The sequence below is a fragment of the Actinoallomurus oryzae genome, assembly GCF_039541955.1.
GTDB classification, from domain to species: domain Bacteria; phylum Actinomycetota; class Actinomycetes; order Streptosporangiales; family Streptosporangiaceae; genus Actinoallomurus; species Actinoallomurus oryzae.
The window spans coordinates 145546-170939 of sequence record NZ_BAABHF010000015.1 but is presented as its reverse complement, the minus strand read 5'-3'; the positions used below and the strand labels follow the sequence as shown (position 1 = coordinate 170939).

Here is a 25394-nt window from a genome sequence, read left to right as displayed (position 1 = left end):
CTCCCGAAACTGTCGATTTGCTGGCGAGTCTTGTCGTCATGTGTCCGCGGCGTTACGTTCCTCGCACTCGCTTGTCGGACAACCTTTCGGATCGCCCGTCAATGTCGGATCCGACGCGCGGAGTGGCCGGCGTCCCGTCCCGCAGAGGAGTCCTCGGGGCGGTGGCAGCCGCGGCCACCGTCCCGCTGCTCGGCGACCTGCCGGGCGCCGAGGCGGCGGAGAGGAGAAAGGAGCCGGAGCTCCTCTTCGTCAGCACCTGGAAGGGCACCCGGATCCACGCGGCAGGCTCGGCTCGCCGGTGTCCGTCGTCCGGGACACCGGTTCCGGCCCCAACCCGCGGCAGGCGGGCCCGCACGTCCACGACGTGGTCATCGCCCCCGGCGGCCGGTTCGCCCTGATCGCGGACTTCGGCGCCGGCCGGGTCCTCATCCGTCGTTTCGACCGCACGAGCCGCGTGCTGTCCGCACTCGTACAGCGCATCCCCTGCGGAGGCCTGACGCCGTGGAGTTTCTCGCTCCACCGGAGCGGGCGGTGGCTGCTCGTCGCCAATGAGGCGAGCGGCTCCGTCGACCTGTTCGGCGTCGACCCGCGCTCCGGCAGGCTGACGGACACCGGAACGTCGATACCCGTCCCGAATCCCGCCTGCATCACCTTCGACCGTTAGCCCGGACGCACCGGCCGGCACGCGCTGCGGCCCCTGCGCACCAGCGCGTTCAGGCGACCCGATAGGGCTCGGCGTCCGGGCGTTTGAACTCCAGGCCCAGGCCGGGGGCGTCGTCTCGCGGGCGTACGGTGCCGCCCGCCGGGTCGAGGGCTCCGTCGAAGAGCATCGACTCGATGCGCACGTGGTCGTGGAACCACTCGATGTGGCGGGCGTTGGGGATGGCGGCCATCGCGGCGGCGTGCAGGTGCGGGGCGCAGTGGGCGGACAGGTCCCTGCCGTGGGCTCGGGCGAGCCCGGCGGCGCGGAGGAACTCGGTGATCCCGCCGATCCGCGTCACGTCGGCCTGCGGGCAGTCGATGACGGGCAGGAGCCGGACGAAGTAGGGCAGGTCATAGCCGTACTCCCCGGCCGCCACCTCGCACGGCACAGCGTCGCGTACGGTCGCGAGCCCGGCCAGGTCGTCGGAGGAGACCGGCTCCTCGAACCACCGGATGTCGGCGGCCCGGGCGACTCGGACCGCCTGTTTGGCGCTGTAGGCCCCGTTGGCGTCGGCGAACAGCTCCGTGTCGGGACCGATGATCTCCTGCGCGCGGCGCAGGCGTTCGACGTCGCGGGCCTCGCGGCTCCCCCACGCCTCCCCTATCTTGATCTTGACGCGGGGGATGCGCTGCTCGCCGGCCCAGTGCTCGAGCTGTTCGCGCATCCGTGCGTCGTCGTAGGTGGTGAAGCCGCCGGAGCCGTACACGGGTACCACCTCGTGGACGGCGCCGAGCAGGCGGTGCAGCGGCAGGCCGAGGCGGCGGGCCTTCAGGTCCCACAGGGCGCAGTCGACGGCCGAGATCGCCATGGAGCACAGGCCGGGGCGGCCCGCGTTGCGGACCGCGCGGCACATGGCCTCGTGCGCGGCGGGCGGGTTCAGCACGCCGCTCCCGGCGACCTCGGAGGCGAGCAGCTTGGTGACCACCTGCGCGACGGTCGCGGGCCCGTACGTCCAGCCGATCCCGGTGACGCCCTCGGCGCTCGCCTCGACCAGGACGAGAGTGGTCGAGTCCCACTCCAGCGTGCCGTCCGCCTCGGGGGCGTCCGTCGGGATCGTGTAGGCGGCGGTGGAGAGCTCGATCATGGCACCTCCCTCGCCGGCGTCGCGGCCTCGCTTCGCTCGGTCATGAGGCCTCCTTCGTCGGGGAGGGTGACCACAAGGGCGCGTCTTCGATTCCCTCGCTTCGCTCGGTCATGGGACCTCCTTCGTCGGGGAGGGTGACCACAAGGGCGCGTCTTCGATTCCCTCGCTTCGCTCGGTCATGGGACCTCCGTCGGTGTCGTGACCGCCGTGTCGCGTTCGCCGGCCTCCTCCGGGCACAGCAGTTCCGCGAGCAGCTCGGCGAGGTGTTTCGGCTTCGCCTCCGTACCGGCCTCGATCTGGGTGCGGCAGGAGAAGCCGTCGGCGAGCACGGTGGTGCCCGGGTCGGCGTCACGTACCGCCGGCCACAGCCCCAGCTCGGCGGCTCCGACGGAGACGTCGTAGTGGCCGCGTTCGAAGCCGAAGTTGCCGGCCAGGCCGCAGCAGCCCTCGTCCAGCACGTCCGCCTGGACGCCGACGCGCTGGAGCACCTCGGTGTCGGCATCGAACCCCCAGATGGCGTGCTGGTGGCAGTGCGTCTGGGCGATGGCGGTACGGCCCGTGCCCGGCGGGGGCGCGGTGATCGCCTGCGGCGCCCGGTCCAGGAGGAACTCGGCCAAGGAGTGGGTCTGCTTCGAGAGGCGCTCGACGTCCGGATCGCCGGACATCAGCTCCGGGGCGTCCGAGCGGAACACCGCGCCGCAGCTGGGTTCGAGGGCGATCACCGGGGTGCCGGCGCGCAGCCGGGGCGCCAGGGCGTCGACGGTACGGCGCAGCACACGTTCGGCCGTGCCGAGTTGCCCGGTGGAGATCCAGGTGAGCCCGCAGCACAGCGGGACGGGCGGCATCTCGACCCGGAACCCGGCCGCCTCCAGCACCCGGACGGCCGCCTGGCCGATCGCGGGATGGAAGTTGTTGGTGAAGGAGTCCGGCCACAGGACGACCGACGGCCCGTCCGCCTGCGGGCCTCCGCGCCGCTTGAACCAGTCGGTCAGGCGTTCGCGGGCGAACCGGGGAAGCTCCCGGCGCCGGTCGACGCCGCCGGCGCGTTTGACCACCCGGTCGAGCCCCGGCGCGTGCGTCAGGGCGTTGACCGCGCCCGGCGCGGCGGAGGCCAGCCGTGCCCACAGCGGGAGCCAGCCCATCGAGTAGTGCGACAGCGGGCGGGGCCGCCAGCGGTAGTGGTGGGCCAGGAACTCGGCCTTGTAGGTCGCCATGTCGACGTTGACCGGGCAGTCGCCGCGGCATCCCTTGCAGGCCAGGCACAGGTCGAGGGCCTCGTGGACGTCCTTGGACCGCCAGCCGTCGGTGATGACGGCGTCCTCGCCGCCGCCGCGCATGCCGCGCATCATCTCCATCAGCAGCCGGGCGCGCCCCCGCGTGGCGTGCTTCTCCTCGCGGGTGACCCGGTAGCTCGGGCACATGACGCCGCCGGAGGAGGCGCGGCACTTGCCGATGCCCACGCATCGCGCCGCCGCGTGCGTGAACCGGCCGTGGTCTTCGGGATAGTGGAAGTGGGTCCGCGGCTCGGCGGGGTGGTAGCCGAGGTGGTCGAGGTTCTCATCCAGCCGGAACACCCCCGGCGTGCCCGCCGGGTGCTCGGTCTCCTCGGGCGAGGCGACCTTTCCGGGGTTCATCCGGTTGCCCGGATCGAAGATCTTCTTGTACCGGCCGAACAGCCGGATGATCTCGTCGCCGAACATGATCGGCAGCAGCTCGCCGCGGGACTGGCCGTCCCCGTGCTCGCCGGACAGCGATCCGCCGTAGGAGGCGACGAGGCGCGCGGCGCGCTCGACGAACCGGCGGTAGGTCTCGGCCCCGTCGGGGTCCTCCAGGTCGAAGGCGATCCGCGTGTGCACGCACCCCTGCCCGAAGTGCCCGTACAGCGACGCCGAACCGTAGCCGAACTCCTCCAGCAGGGCGCGGAAGTCGCGCAGGTAGTCCCCCAGCCGGTCGGGCGGCACCGCCGCGTCCTCCCAGCCTTCATGCGTGTCCGGACCGCCGGGAGGGTACGCGGTCGCGCCCAGGCCGGCCTCGCGGACCTTCCACAGCCGTTCTTCCTCATCCGGGTCGTCCAGGTAGGACACGCCCGGGCCGTGCTCGGAGCGGTGGATGTCGGACAGCAGCCGTTCGGCGCGCTCGTCGGCCTCCTCCCGCGTGTCGCCGCCGAACCGGACCATCAGCCACCCCGACCCCTCGGGCATCTCCTCCAGCACGCCTTGCTTCGCCACGTGCTCGGCGCGGGCCAGGTCGATGAGCGTCTCGTCGATCCCCTCCAGCGCCAGCGGCTCGTGCCGGGCGACGGTCGGTACGGCGTCGCCGGCGGCGGCGATGTCGTCGTAGCCCAGGACGACGAGGGACTGGTACGGCGGCACCGGCACCAGCGAGATCTCCGCCTGCAGGACGGTCACCAGCGTGGACTCGCTGCCGACGAGGGCCCGGGCGAGGTTGAAGCCGTTCTCGGGCAGCAGCGCGTCGAGGTTGTAGCCCGAGACCCGGCGCGGGATGTCCGGATAGCGGGTACGGATCAGCGCGAGGTTCTCCTCCGCCAGCTCGTGCAGCGCCCGGTAGATCTCCGCTCGCCGTCCTCCCTCGGCGAGGATCCGCTCGTACTCCTCCTTGCTGGTCCGTCCGACCCACATCCGCGTGCCGTCGTAGGTCAGCACCTCCATGCGGATCACCGAGTCGGCCATCTTCCCGTACGCCTGGGCCGAGGCTCCGCAGGAGTTGTTGCCGATCATCCCGCCGATCGTGCAGGTGTCGTGCGTCGACGGTTTGGGGCCCACCATCAGGTGATACTTCGACAGCTCGGCGTTGAGATCGTCCAGGCAGGCGCCCGGTTCGACGACCGCCCGCCGCCGGTCGGGGTCCGCCGACACCAGGCGTCGGCAGTACTTGGACCAGTCGATCACCACGCCGGTGTTGCAGCACTGTCCCGCCAGGCTCGTGCCCCCGCCCCGCGAGAAGACCGGCACATCGTGTTCCCGGCACACCGCGACGGCCTCCACGGCCGCCTCGACGTTCCGGGGGACCACCACGCCGATCGGCACCTGCCGGTAGTTGGATGCGTCATGGGCGTAGTCGGCGCGCGACCCGGCGTCGAACCGCACCTCGCCGTCGACGCGTGCCGCAAGATCGCGGAGAAGTGTCTCGGACATATGACTTCGGTTACCCGCGTATCAGGTTTCAATCGCGCTCTCCGGGAAGCGGATCGTCAGGAGCATTCGCCACCTCGGAAGGATTGATCATGGCGCCCACTGTCGGCGATTACCTGCTCGAACGCCTGCGCGAGTGGGACGTGAAGCACATTTTCGGCTACCCGGGCGACGGCATCAACGGAATCATCGCGGCACTCGGCCGGGCCGACGATCGCCCACAGCTCGTCCAGGCCCGGCACGAGGAGATGGCCGCCTTCCAGGCGGTCGGTTACGCGAAGTTCACCGGGAAACCGGGCGTCTGCATGGCCACCAGCGGGCCCGGCGCGATCCACCTGCTGAACGGCCTGTACGACGCCAAGCTCGATCACGTCCCGGTGGTGGCGATCGTGGGGCAGACCGCCCGCAGCGCGATGGGCGGCAACTACCAGCAGGAGGTCGACCTGCTGAGCCTGTTCAAGGACGTCGCGAGCTCGTACGTGCAGATGGCGACCGTCCCGGCGCAGCTGCCCAACCTGATCGACCGGGCCATGCGGATCGCCCTCGCCGACCACGCGCCCACTGCCGTGATCATTCCGGCCGACCTGCAGGAAGAGCCCTACGAGGGGCCGTCGCACGCGTTCAAGAACGTGCCGTCGTCCCCGCCCGGCTACACGCCCTCGGTGACCCGCGCCCCCGACGCCGAGGTCGCACGCGCCGCCGAGATCCTGAACGAGGGTTCGAAGGTGGCGATCCTCGCCGGCCAGGGCGCCCGGTCCGCCGCGGCGGAGGTCATGGAGGTCGCCGAGCTGACCGGCGCCGGGGTCGCCAAGGCGCTGCTCGGCAAGGACGTGCTGCCCGACGACCTGCCCTACGTCACCGGAGCCATCGGCCTGCTCGGCACCCGGCCCTCCTATGAGCTCATGCGCGACTGCGACACGCTGCTCATCGTCGGGTCCAACTTCCCGTACAGCCAGTTCCTGCCGGAGTTCGGCGACGCCCGGGGGATCCAGATCGACATCGACGGCCGGATGATCGGGATGCGCTACCCGACCGAGGTCAACCTCGTCGGCGACGCGGCCGAGACCCTGCGTGCGCTCATCCCGCGGCTCGAACGCAAGAAGAAGCGCTCCTGGCGCGAGACGATCGAGGACAACGTCGCGCGCTGGTGGGGCACGGTCGAGCGGCAGGCCCACGTCGAGGCCGACCCGGTCAACCCGATGCTGCTGTTCTGGGAGCTGAACTCCCGGATCCCCGACAACGCCATCGTCACCGCCGACTCCGGCTCGGCCGCGAACTGGTACGCCCGCGACCTGAAGATCCGCGCCGGCATCCGCGGTTCGCTGTCGGGGACCCTGGCGACGATGGGGCCGGGCGTGCCGTACGCGATCGGCGCGAAGTTCGCCCATCCCGACCGGCCCGCCATCGCGTTCGTCGGCGACGGCGCCATGCAGATGAACGGCCTGGCCGAGCTTCTCACCATCAAGCGCTACTGCTCCGACTGGTCCGACCCGCGGCTCGTCATCGCCGTCCTGCACAACAACGACCTGAACCAGGTCACCTGGGAGCTGCGCGCGATGAGCGGCGCGCCGAAGTTCGAGGAGTCCCAGAACCTGCCCGACATGTCCTACGCCGCGTTCGCTCGCTCGATCGGCCTGGAGGGCATCGAGGTGGACAAGCCCGAGGCCATCGGGTCCGCGTGGGACCGCGCCCTGGCCGCCGACCGGCCGGTCCTCCTCGACGTCCACTGCGACCCCGACATCCCGCCGATCCCGCCGCACGCGGAGTTCGAGCAGATGAAGGACGCCGCCGAGGCCATCATCAAGGGCGACCCCGACTCCACCGGCGTGGTCAGGAAGGGGCTGAAGACCAAGGCCCAGGAGCTGTTCGGCAAGTCCTGAGCGCCCGCGAAGCCGGAGCCCGTCGAGGATCTTCCTCGACGGGCTCCGGCTCGCTCGGCGCCGGGGTTCGTCCCGGCGTCAGGCGGGAACGGCGCTCAGGTCGCGTTCGGGGTGGCGGTGGGCCGCCACGGCCGTGATGAACGCCTCGGTGAAGTCGCCGCTCGCCGTGCCGCCGGTCACCACGCCCTGGTCGGTGACGGTCTCCCGGTCGCCGCGCCGTACGGAGGTGACCCGGGCGACCTCCAGCAGCGAGACGCCGTCGCCGAGCGCGCCGATCGCCTTGCCGTGCTTGAAGGCCTCGCTGACGAAGTGCACCGCGTCGCCGTCGCCCGCCAGCGTCTGGACCGAACGGACACCGCCGGGCACCAGCACCGCGTCGTACAGGACGGAGGCGACGGTGGTCAGCGCCCGGGTGACCGTGACATCGTCCCCGGAGGCCGCGCTGAGCGATCCGTCGGCGGCGGCGAGGACCTCGCAGTTCGCTCCCGCCTCGGTCAGGGCCGCCGTGGCCGCCCGTACGTGGTCGCCGTCCACACCGTCGGCGGCCAGGATCGCGATCTTGCGGGTGGCGACCGTGTCGGTGGGGCTGTTCGCCTGGCTGAGCGCCGGAGAGCGGCGGTCGCCGGGCGGGGTGGCGGGCGGCGCCGGGGGTTCGACGCCGATGCCCTCGGCGACCCTGGTGGCCAGGTCGGGGTGGACGTTGGCCAGGTTCCGTACGACGCCCTCGCGGACGTGCATGGGCTCGACCTTGCCGAGTTCGAACCGGAACGCCGCGACGATGTGCTCCTTCTCCCAGTCCGCCATGCTGTTCCAGAACAGCGTGGCCTGGGAGTAGTGGTCGGCGAAGCTCTCGCTGCGCTTGCGGATCTTGTTGCCGTCGACCCGTTCCTGGTAGTGCGTGTAACCGTCGCCCGCGATGGCCGGGCACCCGCCGCCGAGGGAGTTGGGGTGGTACGCGGCCTGTCCCCGGTGCACCGTCGTCTGGTGGTAGCCGTCGCGGTGGTGGTTGCTCACCTCGCTCAGCGGGCGGTTGACCGGCAGCTGGGTGAAGTTGGGCCCGCCGAGGCGGATCAGCTGGGTGTCGAGGTAGGAGAACAGGCGGGCCTGCAGCAACGGGTCGTTGCTGAAGTCGATCCCGGGCACGACGTTCGCGGTGTGGAAGGCGACCTGCTCGGTCTCGGCGAAGAAGTTGTCGGGGTTGCGGTCCAGGACCATGCGGCCGACCGGCCGTACCGGGACCTCCTCCTCCGGGATGATCTTGGTCGGGTCGAGCAGGTCGAAGTCGAAGGCGTGCTCGTCGGCCTCGGCGACGAGTTGCACGCCGAGCTCCCACTCGGGGAAGTCACCGTCGTTGATCGCCTCCCACAGGTCACGGCGGTTGAAGTCCGGGTCCTTGCCCGCGACCTTCTGGGTCTCGTCCCACACCAGCGAGTGCGTGCCGAGCTTGGGCTTCCAGTGGAACTTCACGAACGTGCCCTCGCCGGCCTCGTTGACGAGCCGGAACGTGTGCACGCCGAACCCCTGCATCATCCGGAAGCTCCGCGGCAGCGCCCGGTCCGACATCAGCCACATCATCATGTGCGTCGTCTCGGGCTGGAGCTGCACGAAGTCCCACAGCGTGTCGTGGGCCGAGGACGCCTGCGGGATCTCGTTGTGCGGCTCGGGCTTCACGGCGTGGACGAAGTCGGGGAACTTGATGCCGTCCTGGATGAAGAAGACGGGCATGTTGTTACCGACCAGGTCGAAGTTGCCCTGCCGCGTGTAGAACTTGGTCGCGAAGCCGCGGACGTCCCGTACGGTGTCGGCCGACCCGCGCGACCCGGCGACAGTGGAGAACCGCACGAACACCGGGGTCCGCAGGCCCGGGTCGGTGAGGAACTCCGCGGCCGTCACCCCGGCCAGCGCGTCGCCGTAGGCCTCGAAGTAGCCGTAGGCGCCCGCGCCGCGGGCGTGCACGACGCGTTCGGGGATCCGCTCGTGGTCGAAGTGCGTGAGCTTCTCGCGGAAGTGGAAGTCCTCCATGAGCGTCGGGCCGCGCTCGCCGGGCCGCAGCGAGTTGTCGGTGTCGCCCACGGCGACGCCCTGGTCGGTGGTCAGAACCGTCTCCTCCGGGGCGGCCCGGTCGGCGTCCAGCTGCCGATCCTTGTCAGTACGGCCGTCGGCCGGCATGTGCGTCTCCTCGGCATCTCGGGGTCGTGGTCGTGCCGCCCTACCCGGCCGCCGCACCGCAAACAGCCACCGCGACACCCCGGCTCGGCGACCATGTGTGGCCGCCGCGTGCGGGGTAGGTCTTGCGGTGACAGGGATCCGCCTTCATCGGGAGGGGAGAGAGGAGACATGCCGAAGACCACCAAGAAGGGCAAGGCCAAGCAGAGCGAGCTGCCCGACACGATCAAGCGTTCCGACGCCAAGGCCCAGCGCACGTTCGCCAAGGCCCACGACGCGGCGGTCCAGGAGTACGGCGAAGGGCAGCGGGCGCACCGGGTGGCCTACGGCGCGCTCAAGCACACCCACGAGAAGGTCGGCGATCACTGGGAGCCCAAGGACAAGGGCGCGAAGGGCCCGTCGGACGAGCAGTCCAAGGGAGGCCGCGACACCTCACGCCCGTCGGCGGGCGGCGTCGACGCCAACGCCTCCAAGCAGCACCTGTACGACCTGGCCAAGGAGATGGACATCCCCGGCCGCTCGCAGATGAGCAAGAACGAGCTCGTCAAGGCCCTGCGGAAGGCCAACGACCGCGCCACCGCCAAGGCACGCTCCTGACGCCCCGCCCGACGGCGCGTGAGGCCGTCGCCTCCGGCGGTGATCCGCCCGCCGCCGGAAGTGACGCGCCGGCCTAGAGCCGCACGGATAGGGGCGCGCAGCCCCTGTCCGTGCGGGCTCTTCAGTCCTGTCCGCGTCCGGTGGCCGCGTCGCGGGCCCGGTCGGCCGCCGCGACCGCCGGTCCGGCGGCCTTGAGAATGCCGGGCTTCGGCGGTGTGTGCGGGTGCGGCCGGGTCGGAGCGATCTTCTTGCCCTCCTCGACCTTGTGGCCGAGCTCCTCCGCCTCCTCGGCGCTGAGCGTCTTCTCCATCTGCGGCCAGACGTTGTCCTCCTCGTAGGCGATGTGCTCGCGCCCGTCGGCGATGAACCGCCCCACCAGCTCCTCGAACTTGGGGTCGTCGGTCTTCATGCCGATCAGGTCGTTGAGGATGAACTTGGCCGCCTGTTCCTGCTCGATCGCGTGGTCGGCCAGAGCGTCGCCGTCGTCGAGGTGTTCCCGTACGGCCGGCCAGAAGTACTCCTCCTCGACCGCCTCGTGCTTGGACTCCTCGATGGTCAGCTCCTCGACCAGCTTCTCCCGCAGCGTCAGCTGGTCGGCGTCGGCACCGGACGCGGCGGTCGGGCCGCGCTCGATCTCGGCCAGGGCCCGCTTGACCTCTTCATGATCCTTGCGCAGTACCTCGAACACGTTCCCCATGACATCCCCCGCTCGATGAGGCTCCCCCTACCTTGCGCCCTCGATTTCACGCTACGCGTGCCCCCGTTTCCGAACCGGCTCGGGGGTGGCCGCCTTTCGCACGAGGCGGGCCGGAAGGTAATTTAGGTGAGCCTAATAAAGGCAAGGCTTACCTAAATTATTTGCCGACAGTCTCCGGAGGAAGGCGCCCATGTGGGTCGCGATCGACGGCCGTGACATCGGCGGACGCGGATGAGGCGTCCGCGGATCCGGAGGGAGGTCACGATCCCCACCGGGCGCTCCGTACTGGCGCGTGCCATCGGCGGACAGCGCCGGCAGGTTCTGCTCGGCTCGGCGATGATCACGGGCCACCAGGCGGGCGAGGCGCTCGTGCCGTTCCTGATCGGCGTGGTGATCGACCAGGCGGTCGACGGCGGGCCCGGCGGTCTGGCGCTGTGGCTCGGCGTTCTCGGCGCGGTGTACCTGACGCTCAGCTTCAGCCACCGGTTCGGCGACCGGGCCGCCCAGCGCGCGTCGCAGCAGGCCGCGCACGAGTTGCGGCTCGCGCTGACCCGGCGGGTGCTCGACCACCGGGGCGGGGCCGAGGCCGGACGGCTGCCGGGCGTCCTGGTGAGCATCGCCGCCGGGGACGCGGCGCGCGTCGGCGCGGTCGCCGCGATGGTGCCCGCCGCGGTCGCCGCCGGCGGCGGGCTCGCGCTGACCGCGGTGCTGCTGTTGATGATCTCACTGCCGCTCGGCCTGCTGGTTCTGGTCGGCGCGCCTCCGCTGCTCTGGCTGTCGCACGTGCTCGGCAGGCCGCTCGAACACCGCAGCGAGACCGAGCAGGAGCACGCCGCGCGGGCGTCGGGGGTGGCCGCCGATCTCGTCTCGGGGCTCCGGGTGCTCAAGGGCCTCGGCGCCGAGCGGCACGCGCTCGACCGTTACCGGCGCACCAGCCGGGAGTCGTTGCGGGCCACCGTACGGTCGGCGCGGGCCGAGGCGTCCTACCACGGCCTGACGATCGCGCTCAACGGCGTGTTCCTCGCCGTCATCGCCCTCGCCGGCGGACGGCTGGCGGCGGGCGGGCACATCACCATCGGCGCGCTGGTCTCGACGGCCGGGCTCGCCCAGTACCTGCTGACCCCGCTGACCACCTTGGCGTGGGTGAACGGCGTCTTCGCGCAGGGCCGCGCGTCGGCCCGGCGCGTCGCTGCGGTGCTGTCGAGCCCGCCGGCCGTGACGCCGGGGCCGCTCGCGGTGCCCGAACCCGCCGCCGGGAAGATCGCCCTGCGCGGCCTGTACGGCACGGGCCTGCGCGGTGTCGACCTGGACGTCACTCCCGGCGAGTTCGTCGGCGTCGTGGCCACCGACCCGGCCGCCGCGACGGCGCTGCTCGCCCACCTCGGACGTGCGGCCGACCCCGAGGAGGGTTCGGTCGAACTGGACGGCGTGGCACTCACCGACCTGCACCCGGGCGAGCTGCGGGCCGCGATCCTCGTCGCCGGGCACGACGCGCGGCTGTTCGACGGTACCGTCCGCGACAACCTGGCCGCCGACACGGGCCTGGACGCGGCTCTGGTGGCGGCCGGCGCCGACGAGGTGGTGGCGGCCCTGCCGGCCGGGCTGGACACGGTCCTCGACGAGCGCGGCCGCTCGCTGTCCGGCGGGCAGCGCCAGCGGCTGGCCCTCGCCCGCGCGCTCGCCGCCGATCCCCCGGTGCTCGTCCTGCACGACCCGACCACCGCCGTCGACACGGTCACCGAGTCCCGCATCGCCGAGGGCCTCCGCGCGTTCCGCCGCGACCGGACCACGATCCTGGTCACCACGAGCCCGGCCCTCCTGGCCGTCACCGACCGGGTGGTCCTCCTCGACGGCGGAGTGATCGCCGCCCAGGGAGCGCACACCGCACTCGTGACGGAACACTCCCGCTACCGCACGGCGGTCCTGTCATGAGCGAACACGGCGAGGGCCCGTGAGCGAGCGCAGCGAGCGAACCGAACAACACGCATGCCCGGTCACTCCCCCGACGAAGGAGGGCCCGTGAACCAGCGAGAGCCGCTGCCGGTCGCGAGCGGGCGGCGGACCCTCCGCTCGGCGGGCGCGCTCCTCCGGCCACGCGTCCGGGCGGTCGTCCTGGCGCTGGCGATTCTCCTCGCCGGAACGGTCGCCGGGCTGTTCGTACCCCCGCTGGTGGGCGGCATCGTCGACCTCGTCGCCGGGCACCGGGGCGCGGGCTCGATCACCTGGCCCGCGGTCCTGCTGGTCGCGGCGGCCCTCGCCCAGGGCGCGCTGTCGGCCGCCGGGCTCGCCGAGCTCGCGCGGGCCGGCGAGAACGCGCTCGCCGAGCTGCGGGAACGCTTCCTGGCCCGCGCGCTGCGGCTGCCCCTGGAACAGGTCGAGCGCGCCGGGTCGGGCGACCTCACCTCGCGGGTCACCGGCGATGTCACCGTCATCGCCGAGGCCGTACGACGGGCGATACCGGCGCTGATCGGCTCGCTGCTCACCATCGTCTCGACGCTGGCCGGGATGGCCGTGCTCGACTGGCGGTTCCTGCCGGCCGCGCTGGTCGCCGTGCCGGTGCAGTTGCACACGGCGCGCTGGTACTCGCGGCGGGCCGGGCCGCTGTACGCCGAGCAGCGGGCGGCGGCCGGGGCGCAGCAGCACGCGCTGCTCGGCACGGTCGACGGGGCGGCGACGATACGGGCCCTGCGGCTGACCGACCGCCACCTCGACCGGGTCGAACGGCGCTCGCGGGCGGCGGTCGACCTGTCGTTGCGCGGCGTCGCGCTGCAGACCCGGTTCTACGGCAGGCTCCATGTCGGGGAGTACGCCGGCCTGTGCGCGGTGCTGGCCGTGGGGTTCGTGCTGGTACGCCAGGGATCGGCGACGGTGGGCGGCGCGACGGCCGCCGCGCTGTACTTCCACGGGCTGTTCGGGCCGATCAACATGGCGCTGGCGCTGGTCGACGACGCCCAGGCGGCGGCGGCCGGGCTGCGGCGGCTGGTGGGCGTCGCCGACCTCCCGGTGCCTGCCGAGGCGGACGCGACCGCCGCGCCGGCGGACGCGTCGGTCAGGGCGCGGGCGCTGGGCCACGCGTACGTTCCGGGCCGTCCCGTGCTGCACGACGTCACGCTCGACGTGGCGGCCGGCGAGCGGGTCGCGCTGGTCGGCGCGAGCGGCGCCGGCAAGACGACGCTGGCCAAGCTGATCGCCGGCGTGCACCGGCCCGGCGCGGGCACGGTACGGGTCGGCGGCGGCCCTCCGGTTCCCGGGGCGCACGTCGTGCTGGTGACCCAGGAGGTCCACGTGTTCGCGGGCACGCTGGCCGACGACCTGCGGCTGGCCGCGCCGGACGCGACCGACGCGGAGCTGCGCGCGGCGCTCGACCGCGTCGGCGCGCTCGGCTGGGCCGAAGGGCTCCCGGAGAAACTGGCGACCCGGGTCGGTGACGGCGGGCACGCCCTGACCGTCGCGGAGGCGCAGCAGCTGGCGTTCGCCCGGCTCGTGCTCGCCGATCCCCGGGTGGTCATCCTCGACGAGGCGACCGCGGAGGCGGGCAGCGCGGGCGCCCGGGTCCTCGAGGCCTCGGCCGAGGCGGCGCTGGAGGGACGGACCGCGCTGGTCGTCGCGCACCGCCTCACCCAGGCCGCCGCGGCGGACCGCGTCGTCGTGCTGGACGCCGGCCGGATCGCCGAGACCGGCACGCACGCGGAGCTGCTCGCCACGGCGGGCCCCTACGCGGCCCTCTGGTCCGCCTGGTCGCGGCAACGCCGGTAGCGCGGGCGAATCCTGCTAGCGGGTGTCCGCCAGGACGCAAGACGGCCATTTCCAGAAATAGCGAAAGGCCGTTGACGGCCCACAACGGGCATTTTAACGTCCAGGCGACCACCTCCGAACACCGTTCGAAATATCGAACAACAAACTCGGATCGGAGCCCGCGAAAATGCCAAGCCGACCGCCGTAGCCGAACCTCGCCCGGCAACGCAGGCGGGCGACGAACACGCACGTCAGTCGGCACGAATACAGACCACTCGGGCCGGATCACCCCCGCGCGTCGATAATGCCATGCTCAATGCAGTCCCAAAGGCCCGAGTACGCCGAAATTCGGCGCCCCGCCATTCAACCTGCGCCATTCTACGCATTACTCTCAGCCCTCGATCTGCCCGAGAGTCCCATGATGATTATTCGACCCCTGATTCACCGTGCGCGAAGAGCACTGATTTCCGCCGGCGCGACCCTCGTCCTCGTCGTCGGCGCCCTGACCACCATGCCGGGCGCTTCGTACGCCGCCACGCTCCCCTGCGACATCTACGGCGCCGCCGGTACGCCGTGCGTCGCCGCGCGCAGCACCACGCGTGCGGTCACCTCCGGCGTCGCGACCGGCGGGCAGGCGGAGGGCACGTACATGGTCACCTCCGGCACGCACGTGAACGGCGCGGGCCGGCGCTCGACAAATCCGACGGCACGTGGATCGTGCGCCGCGGCCTCGCCGACCCCTCCTGCGTCTCGTTCGAGTCCAGGAACTATCCGGGTGACTTCCTGCGGCACCAGAACTTCCACGTCTACCGGCAGCCGATGGACGGCACCGCGCTGTTCCGCGCCGACGCGACGTTCTGCCCCCCAGGCCGGCAAGAGCGGCCAGGGCACGTCCTTCGCCTCGTACAACTATCCGACCCGGTTCGTCCGGCACTACGACAACACGCTCTACATCGCCGGCGACGGCGGCGACAACGCCTTCGACTCCGCCACCTCGTGGGCGGACGACGTGAGCTGGGCCGTCGGCTCCCCCTGGGCGCCGTGAGCCCGTGCCGGCCGGGCGGTCGCTCCGGAACCGCCCGGCCGGCACGCCCCCCCAGCGGCCGCGTTACCGCCGGGCGCCGTCGACCCGGCGCGGCAGGCCGTAGACGTTCTCGTCGGACACCTCGGGAGGAAGCAGTCCGGCCGGCACGTTCTGGTAGCACACGGGACGCAGGAACCGTCGGATCGCGAGCGTGCCGACGGAGGTGGTGCGCCCGTCGGAGGTCGCGGGGTACGGTCCGCCGTGCACCATCGCGTGCGTGACCTCCACGCCGGTGGGCCAGCCGTCGAACAGGATGCGCCCGGCCCGGTCCTCCAGCACCGGCAGCAGCGTCGCCGCGACCTCCTGGTCTCCCTCACCGTGGTGGACCGTCGCGGTCAGCTGGCCGCGCAGCGCCGCGGCCACCTCGCGCAGCTGCTCGGTGTCACGGCAGACGACCACGGTGGACGCCGCGCCGAAGGCCTCGTCCTGGAGCTCCGGCCGGTCCAGGAAGACGCCGGCCGCCACCGAGAACAGCCGGGCGACTCCCGTGTTCGCCCCCGCTCCCGGCAGGCCCGAGCCGAGTTCCCGTACGCCGTCGGTCGCGAGGAGGCCGGCGGTGGACCGTTCGTAGGCGGTGTGGATGTCCGCGGTGAGCATGGTCTGCCCGGCCGTCGCGGCGAGGGCGCGCGTCGCCGCGGCCAGGAACTCCGTCAGCTCCAGGCCGTCGACGGCGACGATCAGGCCGGGGTTGGTGCAGAACTGGCCGGCTCCCAGGGTCAGGGAGCCGACGAACCCCTCGGCCAGCCCGGCGGCGCGCTCCCGCAGCGCGCCCGGCAGGAGGAAGACCGGGTTCACGCTGCTCATCTCGGCGTACACCGGGATCGGCACCGCACGGACGGCGGCCGTCCGCAGCAGGGCCAGACCTCCCGCCTGCGAGCCGGTGAAGGCCACGGCGCGGATGCGGGGGTCGGCGACCAGTGCCTGGCCGACCTCGTTGCCCGCCGCGAAGAGCAGGGAGAAGACGCCCTCGGGCAACCCGCGGTCGCGGACCGCGGCCGCGACGGCGGAGCCGACGAGCTCGGAGGTGCCGAGGTGGGCGCCGTGCCCCTTCACCACCACGGGACAGCCCGCGGCCAGTACCGAGGCGGTGTCGCCGCCCGCCACCGAGAAGGCCAGCGGGAAGTTGCTCGCCCCGAAGACCGCCACCGGGCCGACCGCCAGATGCCGCTGCCGCAGATCGGGCCGCGGGGCGGGCCGGCGGTCGGGCAGCGCCGGGTCGATGCGCGTGTCCGCCCACTCCCCCGCCCGTACCTCGGCGGCGAAGAGGCGCAGCTGGGCGGTGGTGCGGTCGCGCTCGCCGCTGATCCGGCCGCGCGGCAGGCCGCTCTCGGCGACCGCCCGGTCGATGAGTTCCTCGCCCAGCTCCTCGATGCGCTCGGCGATCCGCTCCAGGAACGCCGCCCGTTCGCCGGGCGACGTGGAGCGGTACGCGACGGCGGCCGACGCCGCGCGCCCGCAGGCGTCCGCGACGTCCTCGCCGGTACCCGTGCCGTACGCGGGCTCCAGGGCCGTGTCGGTCCGGGGATCGTACGACGTGATCGCCGGACCGGATCCCGGACGCCGCTCGGCGCCGATGAACATGGTTCCCTTCAGGGGCATGACTGTGTTCCTCCAGGGGGACGGAGGGGCACCCGGTACCTGACCGTGTGCCCCGGGCGCGGGTTTCATCCGCGGCGGTCGACCGCGGCGCGAGCGGCCGGCCGGGCGCGGACGATGACCCCCTCCTGCTCCAGCCGGTCGATGCGGTCTTCGCCGAGACCCAGTTCGCGGAGTACCTCGTGGCTGTGCTCGCCGTTGACCGGGGCGGGCCGGTCCACGGTCTGAGGACTCCCGGAGAGCCTGAAGGGGAAGCCGGGGGTGGTCACGGTGCCCTCGGTCGGATGGTCGTAGGTGACGAACGACCCGTTGTGGAGCACCTGCGGATCGGTCAGCAGGTCGTCGTAGTCGTAGACCGGCCCGCACCACACGCCCGCGGTGCCGAGTTTCTCGATCCACTCGGCGGTGGTCCGCTTGCGCAGGTTCTCCTCCACCAGCGCGGAGATCTTCTCCCGCTCGCTGAAGCCGTCGCGCTCCGCCTCGTACGCGGCCAGGCGAGGGTCCTCCATCAATTCGGCCAGCACGGCTGGTTCGGCGAACGAGATCGCCAGGTAGCCGTCCCGGGTGGGGAAGACGCCGTAGGGGGCGCGGATGTAGCTGTGCGCGTGGATCGCCTCAGCGCGGGTCTGCGGCACCCGGCCCACCGTGCGGACGCTGATCTCCTGCATCTGCGCGGCGATGATCGCGTCCAGCATGTTGACCTGCACCAGTTGCCCCTCCCCCGTCCGCTGGCGGTGGAAGAGCGCGGCGAGGGCGCCCTCGAAGGCGGAGTAGGCGGCGAAGGCGTCCACCAGGAAGTACGGGGCCGGCGCCGGCGGTTCGCCCGGCCTGCCTGCGCTGAACAGAGCCCCGCTCATCGCCTGGAGAAGGACGTCCTGACCGGGGCGCCGGGCGTACGGGCCGGTCTCCCCGTACCCGGACACGGAGACGTAGACCAGGTCCGGCTTGACCGCGCGAAGGGTCTCGTAGTCCACGCCGAGCCGCTGGGCGACGCCCGGGCGGTAGTTCTGCAGGAACACGTCCGCCGTCGACACGAGGTCGCGCAGCAGCCGGCCGCCCGCCTCGGACTTCAGGTCGATCGACAGGCTGCGCTTGTTGCGGTTGAGCGACAGGAAGGAGGCGTTGACCTCGTTGCCGCGCGCACCTCCGGCCGGAGCGTGCCGCTGCCACTCGCCACCCGGCGGCTCGACCTTGATCACGTCCGCCCCCAGGTCCGCCAGCTTCATCGCGGCGAACGGCCCCGACATAGCGATGGACAGGTCGAGGACGCGAATTCCTTCGAGAACCTTCATGAGCCGCCTCTTCACCTAGGGACAGTCCGGACGAAAGGGTCAAGCGTTCCGATGGAGGAATGTTAGCGCTATCGGTAGCGCTAACAGAAGATGTGCCGGGAAACGTCATGGACATCCGTCGTCGGCGCCACAGAGGGTCACTCGGCGGTCTCGCGCCGGTCCGCGGCGCACGGTCCACGCGCTCCGGCGGAGTCGGGCACCGGCGGGCCGCGGGCCGGGCGCATGCGTAAAGTTGGGCTGACGCCGTAGGACCCTGCCGGCAGCGCCGTCGAACGCGTGGGCGGCACACGAGGAGAGCGACATCATGAGCAGCCAGGACGGAGCGGTGACGTCGGTCTCGCGCCGCCGCTCCGCCACCCGCTCCGTGACACTCCAGGACGTCGCGGAGATCGCCGGGGTGTCCGCGCAGACGGTCTCGCGGGTGCTGCGCGTTCCGGACGAGGTGAGCCCGCACACCCGGGAAAGGGTCGAGACCGCCATCCGCGAGGCCGGGTACGTGCCGAACCTGTCCGCTCGCAACCTCGCCTCGAACCGCAGCAAGATCGTGGCGACGGTGATCCCCTCGCTGTCCGCGTCCATCTTCTCCGAGACGCTGACCGGCCTGTCCTCCGTCCTGGCGCCCGAGGGGTACCAACTGCTGCTCGGGTACACCGACTACGACGACAAGCGGGAGGAGGAGCTCATCCGCTCGCTGCTCGGCCGGCGGCCGGACGGGTTCTTCATGACCGGCACCCTCCACAGCCCGGCGGTGGTGCGGATGCTGACGACGTCCGGCGTCCCCGTGGTCGAGACGTGGGACTGGACCGACACCCCGCTGGACACTCTTGTGGGCTTCTCCAACGAGGAGGCCATGTACGCGATGGTGTCCTCCCTGCACGAGGCCGGATACCGGCGGCTCTGCTTCGTCGGCCGCCTGCACAAGGGCGACCACCGCTCGCGGCGCCGGCTCGACGGCTACCTGCGGGCCGTGGCGGACCACTGGCCCGGCGCCGAGCCGCGTGTGTTCGACGCCTCGGAGTTTCCGCTGACGCTGGAGGCGGGCGGACGCCTCCTGGACGCCGCCCGGCAGGCCCATCCCGACAGCGACGTCCTGGTCTTCTCGACCGACGTCTTCGCCAACGGGGCCCTGCTGGCCGCGGCCGAGCGCGGGATCGCGGTGCCCGGCGAGATCGCGATCTCCGGCTTCGGCGACTTCGAGCTGTCGCGGCTGATCCGGCCCGGCCTGACGACCGTGGCACTGCCCAACACCACGATCGGCCAGGAGGCCGCCCGCATGCTGCTCCGCCGGATGCGCGGGGAGAGACCGGCGAAACCCCACGTCGACATGGGGTTCCAGATCCGCCGCCGGGCCAGCGCCTGACCGGTGTCTCTCCGGCCGCACGACGGCGGCCGGAGAGTTCGCCGGTCAGCGCAGCAGGCCGCGCCGGGCGAGGTTGGTCATCAGGGCGCGCACCCCGAAGTCCCAGGGAGCGCAGTCCTGCGCGTGCTGGACCTCGTGGGTGAGCGTGCCGAGCTCGGGCGTGGAGATCCGTACGACGTCGCCCTGGTGGTGGGTGAAGCCCCAGCCGGGCCGCCCCCGGTCGTTGACCGGCGCGAACATCGTGCCCAGCAGCAGGACGGCGCCGTCCGGGTACTGGTGGTGGTCGCCCATGAGCTGGCCCACCAGGTCGGCCGGGTCCCGGCTGATCTGGCCGTGCGGCGACTCGCCGCCCATCGTGAACCCGTCGGCGCCGGCGACCTCCAGCCGGACGGTCGTCGACCGGATGTCGTCCAGCCCGAAGGCGCCGTCGAAGAGGCGGACGAAGGGGCCGAGCACGCAGGAGGCGTTGTTGTCCTTCGCCTTGGGCAGCAGCAGCGCGGACCGGCCCTCGTAGTCGCGGAGGTTGATGTCGTTCGCGAGCGTGGCGCCGACGATGGCGCCGCGCGACGAGACGACCAGGCCGACCTCCGGTTCGGGGTTGTTCCACTCCGACTCGCGCAGCACGCCCGCCCGGCTGCCGTGACCCACGGCGGACAGCGGCAGCGCCTTCGTGAAGATCTCGGCGTCGGGCCCGATGCCGACCTCCAGGTACTGACTCCACGCTCCGCGCGCCACCAGCCGCCGCTTGACCTCGGCGGCCTCGGGCGAACCGGGGCGCAGCGAGCGCAGGTCGCCGCCCAGCGCCTCCTCCAGGTCCGCGCGGATCGCCGCGGCGGCACCAGGGTCGCCCTGGGCCCGCTCCTCGATCAGCCGCTCCATCATGGAGGCGGCGAAGGTGACGCCCGCGGCCTTGACGGGCTGGAGGTCGACCGGCGCGAGGAAGCGCGCGGCGCCGGGGTCCGCGGGCCGGTCGACGGTCGCCGCCAGCAGGTCGTCGACACTGCCGACACGGATGCCGGCCGCGGCCCGCAGCGCGGCGGCGGGATCGTCCTCCTCGCACAGGCCGGCCACGGTGGGAAAGGCGTCCGAGACGTCGTACACGCCGTCGGCGCGGACGGCCGCCGGCGAGGGGCCGCCCGCCGCCGGGTTCCAGATCCGCGCGAGAAGGGCACCGGCCGTACCGTCCTGCGGCAGGGTGTTCGCGGCACGCAGTCCCGACAGACCGGCGCCCGGGTCGATGTGGGTTTCCATGGGATCTACTTTCGCTGGAAGACGGCCGGACGCCGCTCGCGGAAGGCCGCCCGGCCCTCCGCGGCGTCCTCGGTGGCGAAGCACACGGTCTGCAGGTCGCGTTCGTAGGTCATCGCCTGGTCCAGGGGCATGGTCGCCGCCGCCCGCAGGTTGGCCTTGGCCGTCTCGGCGGCGATGGGGGCCCGCGAGGCGACGACCTCGGCGATGGCGTGCGCGCGGTCCATGAGGTCCTCCGGCCGGGTGACCTCGCTCACCAGGTGCCACCGCTCCGCCTGCGAGGCCGTGATCGGGTCGCCGGTCATCAGCATCAGGGCCGCGTTGCTCTCACCGATGCTGGCCCGCAGCAGGGCGGACATCCCGCCTCCGCCGACCCAGCCGAGCTTGATCTCCGGCGCGCCGAACCGCGCGGACTCGGCGGCGATCCTGATGTCACAGGTGAGAGCGGTCTCCAGGCCTCCGCCCAGGGCCCAGCCGTTCACGGCGGCGATCAGCGGCTTGCGCAGGCGGCGCAACGAGTCGCAGTAGTCGGCGCGGTTGCGGAAGTCCCAGGGGGTGGCGTAGGCGTCGAGCTCGGCGATGTCCGAGCCGACGCAGAACGCGCGGTCCCCGCTCCCGGTGATGATGACGGCGCGGACGTCGTCGGACCCGTTGCACCAGTCCGCCAGGCGCATCAGTTCGGCGGACATCTCTGCCGTGACGGCGTTCAGCTTGGCGGGGCGATCGAGGGTGATCACGGCGACGTGGTCGCTCAGCGACCAGCCGATCTCCGGGACGGTGCTCTCCATAGGGCTCCTTCTGATCCGGTGTTCATGTCCTCAAGCAAGGCGTACCGAGCGCCGTCGTTCAAGCCGCCGCCCACGACGGCCGCTCAGAGCACGTCCGCCGTCGAGCGGACGGCGGCCCGGTGCGCCTTCTCCAGTTCGTCGTACGCCGCGGCGGCGGCGCGCCCCGCCTCCAGGCTCTCGCGGATCAGCGCGGAGGCCGATGTCTGGAACTCGGTGTAGCCGGGATGACGCGGGCGCACCCACGCGGCCTCGGTGGTGGCGAGGGTGCCGGAGTAGAAGCCGCCGCCGGACCCGTCCACCTCCGGGTCCGTCCAGGCCTCCCGGCGAGCGGGCTGCCCTTCGTGCCGGGGCAGGAACCGCCGCTGGGCATCGGCGGACATCAGCCAGGCGATGTGCCGTTTCAGCGCGTCCGACACCTCGGCCCGGCGCGAGACGGCGAGGCCCGTACCACCGAGCGTCGAACCGAGCGGCCCGCCGGGCGTCAGGCGCGGCACGTCGGCGAACCGTACGGGATTGCCCGGCGCCGCCGCGTAGTTCACGTACCCGTAGACGAACGGGCAGTAGGCCAGCGAGCCGCGGGCGAGCAGTTCCAGCAGCGCGATCGGGTTGAGCCGGGCCGTCGCGGGATCGCAGTGGGCGAAGGCGTCCCGCATCATCTCCAGCGCCGCCACTCCCGTGGCCCGGGACACGAGCGGCCCGTCCCCCGTGGTCCTCGCCGCCTCCCCCAGCCCCTGGCACAGCGAGAAGAAGGTCAGCAGCGCGTGCGGACCCGCGAGGGACAGTGCGAACGGCACGCGGCGGGCGGTCCGCAGGGCCTCGTCCCACGTACGCGGCGGTTCGGGCACGCTCTCCCGGTGACACGCCGACACCTGGGTGGCGGCGTCCAGCGGGGCCGCCCACAACCGACCGCGCGCCGTGTACGAGGCGGCGCTCGCGCCGACCGCGGACGCCCGCCACTCGTCGAGCACGTCCCCGGGGAACAGGTCGTCGAGCGGTCGCAGCGCATCGGCGGCCAGCGCGTCGCCGAGGTGCGGGTGGTCCAGGACCACCAGGTCGTAGCGCGCGCAGAGGTCGCCGATGGGGTGCGACTCGAAGCCTTCGAGCGGCTGGCCGTCCCAGGCGAGCGTGTCCCCGTGCGCCTCCCGCGAGAAGCGCCCGGCCGCGGTGTTCAGGGCCACCGTGCCGCGCGGATGGTCCCAGGTGAGTCCTCGGTAGTCCGTCATGGAACACCCTCGCAGTCCGGCCGGAACGTTCGCAGGAGTTAGCGCTGCCGTTAGCGCTAACTTAACAGACGCTCTTCCGGCGGCACCAGGCTCGGAGCGCGGGTGGATCCAGGCACGAGGTGCCGCGGACGACGTCCCCGGAACGGCGGTACCGGCCGTGGAACGGAGCCCACGACCGGTACGCGGTGGTTCTTCTCGTCAGTTCTTCGCCAGGTCGAAGTCGACCCGGACCAGCTGCTGACTGGTGTCCTGCGGACGGTAGTAGGTGAAGTACTGGGTCAGGCCGCCCCGGCGGGAGTACTCGGGGTGCGCGAACATCGCGTAGTCCCACAGCTGGTCGGTCGGCAGGCCGGTGAACATCGCCTTGGGCGTGGTCCACGGCCCCCAGGGCTCCGGCGCGGTCTGGTAGCGGCCCACGTTGTCGTAGAAGCCCATGAAGGTGTTCAGGTAACCGTGCAGCGCCGGGACGTACTGGATGGTGGAGCCGGCCGCTCCGTTGCCGGCGCCGACGGGCACCGCCTTGTCCGGGTCGGTCGACCACACCGGGGTGCCGTCGCCGGCCGTGCCGGTGTAGTAGCGCCAGGCGAGCCGGTCCTGGATCCGCGCCGCGGGCACCCGGGCCAGCGCGCAGGAGTTCGCGGTGGTGTCGCACCGGCCGTACGTGTAGATCATGCCGTCCTTGAGCACCATCGAGCCGGACGCGAACTCCTTGCCCGGCGCGAACATCAGCGTCGGGTCGCTCCCCTCCGGCTGTGCCCCGATGACCGCCGGGTCGGGATGCTCGACGGTGATCCGGCTGACCTTGTGGGTGCGCATGTCCAGCTCGGCGAAGCCGGTGCCGAGCGCGGTTCCGACGAACCCGGACGCGCACGGCGTGCCGTCCGGCGCTCCGCGGCACAGCTTGCCGTAGGAGAAGATGATCCGGTGCCGGGCGGGGTCCGCGACGACCGGGCCGGGCCAGTCCGCGAACAGAGTGCCGCAGTACTCGTCCCCGGTCGCGCAGGGCGCGGCGTGGGCGTCCTGGAACCTGCGCTCGGCGTCGGTGAGCGGCAGCAGTTGCTTCGGCGCGGTCGACGAATCCTCGGTGAACGGGTTGTTCGACTCCAGGTCGATGCCGTCGGCGGCGTCGAGGTCGCTGGTGACCGCGCCGGTGTTCGCCAGGAAGTCGTCGGGATTGCGCAGCATGGTGTCGTCGAAGATCCACACGGACCGCCCGGCGTAACCGGCGCTCTGGCCGTTGTCGCGGCCGATGACGTGCGCGTTCTGCCGCAGCGGTGGCAGTTGCGCGGTGGTGGTCACGCCGAGCGTGCGCACCGGCGGGGCGGCGGTGCCGGCCGTCGCCGGTGTCGCCGCCACGGTGGTCAGCGCGACGGCGGTGCCGACCACCGCGAGCATGGGGCGGATTCTCATCTGTGGGTCTCCCTTGCCGAGGAAGCCTCGTCCGACCGGAGTGGCCGGCACGGATGGAGGAGGCGACGGGTCACGAGCCGCTCGCCAGGGTGTTGATCTCTTTCATCGTCTTGGCCACGCCGGCCGCCGGGTCGGTCTTGCCGGCGATCGCGGGGTTCCAGTCGGCCTTCAGGATGTTGAGGGCCTTGGTGGCCCAGCCGTCGAGGAACGCGGACTGCACCTTGACGGGGGCGGCGAACTCGTACCGGATCGTCGCGGCCATGCTCTTCGGCCCGGCGCCCTGCCCCTCGAGCGCCTGGAAGTAGCCGGTCGAGCCGGGCTGGTACGCGATCGGCGCCACCGGGATCTTGCGCATCGTCTCGTTGAAGACGTTCGTCTCCAGGTACGAGATGGCCTTCCACACCTGGTCGGGGTCGCCGAGAGTGGCCGGGGAGCACACGCCGTTGCTCTCGGTGAACTGCACGTTCTTGTCGACCCGCGGCATCGGGACGTAGCCCCACTCGAACGAGGGCTTGTCGTCGACCATCGTCTGGGCCACCCACTGGCCCCCGAACAGCATCGGCACCGAGCCGTTGGCGAACGCCGGGATCGCCGGGTCGGCGTTGTAGGCGTAGTCGGGGGTGGTGATCTGCCCGGCCTTGATGGCCGTGGCGTAGCGCTTGGCGGCCTCCACCATCTTCGGATCGGCGGTGACCTGCTTGACGTTGGTGGCGGTCGTCGCCAGCGGCTGCCCGCCGGCCGAGACCGAGTACTGCGCCAGGCCGAACGGGTTGGTCAGCAGCGGCCACTGGGTGACCAGGCCCTGCTTGGCGCCGTTACGGCCGGTCAGCTTCGCGGCGTCGGCGAACATCTCGTCGTACGTCCAGCCGGCCGCCGGCACCTTGACGTGCGCCTTGTCGAACAGCTTCTTGTTGTAGAAGACGCCGTAGGTGTTGGCGAGCGTCGGGATGCCGTACAGCTTGCCCTTCGCGTACCAGGAGTCCAGCGAGCCCGGCGAGAACTTGCTCAGGTCGATGCCCTGATTCTTCTTGGCGTACGCCGTCCAGTCATAGAGCAGGCCCTGCGCGGCGAGCGTCTGTTCCTCGGTGTTGCTGCACCAGAAGAAGTCGGGGATCTTCTTCGACATGATCAGCGAGGCGAGCTTCTGCGCGTAGTCGGCGTTCGGCGCCTCCTGGCGCTTGAGGGCGATGCCGGTCGACTTGGTGAACGCGCCGAACGCGGCGTCCATCGCGTTGTTCGTCTGGATCGTCTCCCAGGACATCCACGTCACGGTCCTGGCTCCGTGCGAGCCGCCGCCGGAGCCGCATCCGGCCACGGCGAGGAGGGCCGTGGCGATCGCGGCGACGCCGAACCTGTGCATTCTCATGAGAACCTCCCGG

At 72.0% G+C, this 25394-nt stretch carries 18 protein-coding genes and 2 pseudogenes; 9 read left to right on the top strand and 11 right to left on the bottom strand.

Annotation, left to right across the window (positions count from 1 at the left end):
• Nucleotides 1-40 precede the first annotated feature (40 nt).
• Complete coding sequence (locus tag ABEA10_RS09795) at nt 41-664, top strand: lactonase family protein (protein WP_345460478.1); 624 nt, start codon at nt 41-43, stop codon at nt 662-664.
• A 49-nt stretch (nt 665-713) separates the two neighbouring features.
• Here the strand turns inward: ABEA10_RS09795 and ABEA10_RS09790 are convergent, their stop codons facing one another.
• Together ABEA10_RS09790 and ABEA10_RS09785 are read right to left on the bottom strand one after the other, a co-directional pair.
• Nucleotides 714-1787: an enolase C-terminal domain-like protein gene (locus tag ABEA10_RS09790; RefSeq protein WP_345460475.1), complete on the bottom strand. Its 1074-nt coding sequence runs from the start codon at nt 1785-1787 to the stop codon at nt 714-716.
• 176 nt (nt 1788-1963) lie between these two features.
• A complete protein-coding gene (locus ABEA10_RS09785; protein WP_345460472.1) occupies nt 1964-4942 on the bottom strand; it encodes an FAD-binding and (Fe-S)-binding domain-containing protein in 2979 nt (992 codons plus the stop codon).
• A gap of 89 nt (nt 4943-5031) precedes the next feature.
• Between ABEA10_RS09785 and ABEA10_RS09780 the strand changes: the two genes are divergently transcribed.
• Entirely contained in the window at nt 5032-6819 is a 1788-nt protein-coding gene (locus tag ABEA10_RS09780; protein WP_345460469.1) for a thiamine pyrophosphate-requiring protein, read from the top strand.
• Between the two features lie 78 nt (nt 6820-6897).
• Here ABEA10_RS09780 and ABEA10_RS09775 read toward each other — a convergent pair whose 3' ends face one another.
• Nucleotides 6898-8988 (bottom strand): catalase, encoded by a 2091-nt coding sequence (locus ABEA10_RS09775; RefSeq protein WP_345460466.1) that lies wholly within the window; start codon nt 8986-8988, stop codon nt 6898-6900.
• A 168-nt stretch (nt 8989-9156) separates the two neighbouring features.
• Between ABEA10_RS09775 and ABEA10_RS09770 the strand changes: the two genes are divergently transcribed.
• Entirely contained in the window at nt 9157-9582 is a 426-nt protein-coding gene (locus ABEA10_RS09770) for a ChaB family protein (RefSeq protein WP_329236685.1), read from the top strand.
• Between the two features lie 121 nt (nt 9583-9703).
• On the opposite strand, the gene ABEA10_RS09765 is transcribed toward ABEA10_RS09770, so the two are convergent.
• A complete protein-coding gene (locus ABEA10_RS09765) occupies nt 9704-10270 on the bottom strand; it encodes a hemerythrin domain-containing protein (RefSeq protein ID WP_345460459.1) in 567 nt (188 codons plus the stop codon).
• 240 nt (nt 10271-10510) lie between these two features.
• Between ABEA10_RS09765 and ABEA10_RS09760 the strand changes: the two genes are divergently transcribed.
• The 5 genes and pseudogenes from ABEA10_RS09760 to ABEA10_RS09750 all read left to right on the top strand — a co-directional run bounded on the left by ABEA10_RS09760 (nt 10511) and on the right by ABEA10_RS09750 (nt 15059).
• Nucleotides 10511-12211, top strand: a complete 1701-nt coding sequence (locus tag ABEA10_RS09760; RefSeq protein ID WP_345460456.1) for an ABC transporter ATP-binding protein — start codon at nt 10511-10513, stop codon at nt 12209-12211.
• Nucleotides 12212-12298: 87 nt separating this feature from the next.
• Entirely contained in the window at nt 12299-14035 is a 1737-nt protein-coding gene (locus tag ABEA10_RS09755) for an ABC transporter ATP-binding protein (protein WP_345460453.1), read from the top strand.
• A gap of 283 nt (nt 14036-14318) precedes the next feature.
• Nucleotides 14319-14594, top strand: a pseudogene (locus ABEA10_RS51055) (hypothetical protein); the annotation flags it as partial.
• A pseudogene (locus ABEA10_RS51050) lies at nt 14588-14821 on the top strand (AbfB domain-containing protein); the annotation flags it as partial. The pseudogenes ABEA10_RS51055 and ABEA10_RS51050, both read left to right, overlap by 7 nt.
• Nucleotides 14790-15059 (top strand): AbfB domain-containing protein, encoded by a 270-nt coding sequence (locus tag ABEA10_RS09750; protein WP_345460450.1) that lies wholly within the window; start codon nt 14790-14792, stop codon nt 15057-15059. The pseudogene ABEA10_RS51050 and the gene ABEA10_RS09750, both read left to right, overlap by 32 nt.
• Nucleotides 15060-15122: 63 nt before the next feature.
• Here ABEA10_RS09750 and ABEA10_RS09745 read toward each other — a convergent pair whose 3' ends face one another.
• Both ABEA10_RS09745 and ABEA10_RS09740 read right to left on the bottom strand, forming a co-directional pair.
• Nucleotides 15123-16697: an aldehyde dehydrogenase (NADP(+)) gene (locus ABEA10_RS09745; protein ID WP_345460447.1), complete on the bottom strand. Its 1575-nt coding sequence runs from the start codon at nt 16695-16697 to the stop codon at nt 15123-15125.
• A gap of 65 nt (nt 16698-16762) precedes the next feature.
• A complete protein-coding gene (locus ABEA10_RS09740) occupies nt 16763-17986 on the bottom strand; it encodes a CaiB/BaiF CoA transferase family protein (RefSeq protein ID WP_345460444.1) in 1224 nt (407 codons plus the stop codon).
• 304 nt (nt 17987-18290) lie between these two features.
• On the opposite strand from ABEA10_RS09740, the gene ABEA10_RS09735 reads away from it, so the two are divergent.
• Nucleotides 18291-19346, top strand: a complete 1056-nt coding sequence (locus ABEA10_RS09735) for a LacI family DNA-binding transcriptional regulator (protein WP_345460441.1) — start codon at nt 18291-18293, stop codon at nt 19344-19346.
• A gap of 45 nt (nt 19347-19391) precedes the next feature.
• Here the strand turns inward: ABEA10_RS09735 and ABEA10_RS09730 are convergent, their stop codons facing one another.
• The 5 genes from ABEA10_RS09730 to ABEA10_RS09710 all read right to left on the bottom strand — a co-directional run bounded on the left by ABEA10_RS09730 (nt 19392) and on the right by ABEA10_RS09710 (nt 25381).
• Entirely contained in the window at nt 19392-20597 is a 1206-nt protein-coding gene (locus ABEA10_RS09730; RefSeq protein ID WP_345460438.1) for a fumarylacetoacetate hydrolase family protein, read from the bottom strand.
• A gap of 5 nt (nt 20598-20602) precedes the next feature.
• Nucleotides 20603-21382, bottom strand: a complete 780-nt coding sequence (locus ABEA10_RS09725) for an enoyl-CoA hydratase/isomerase family protein (RefSeq protein ID WP_345460435.1) — start codon at nt 21380-21382, stop codon at nt 20603-20605.
• An 83-nt stretch (nt 21383-21465) separates the two neighbouring features.
• Nucleotides 21466-22605 carry an ABC transporter substrate-binding protein gene (locus tag ABEA10_RS09720; protein WP_345460432.1) on the bottom strand — a complete coding sequence of 380 codons (1140 nt, stop codon included), beginning with the start codon at nt 22603-22605 and terminating at the stop codon, nt 21466-21468.
• A gap of 198 nt (nt 22606-22803) precedes the next feature.
• Nucleotides 22804-24015, bottom strand: a complete 1212-nt coding sequence (locus tag ABEA10_RS09715; RefSeq protein WP_345460429.1) for a DUF4185 domain-containing protein — start codon at nt 24013-24015, stop codon at nt 22804-22806.
• A 70-nt stretch (nt 24016-24085) separates the two neighbouring features.
• Complete coding sequence (locus ABEA10_RS09710) at nt 24086-25381, bottom strand: ABC transporter substrate-binding protein (protein WP_345460426.1); 1296 nt, start codon at nt 25379-25381, stop codon at nt 24086-24088.
• Nucleotides 25382-25394: the final 13 nt, after the last annotated feature.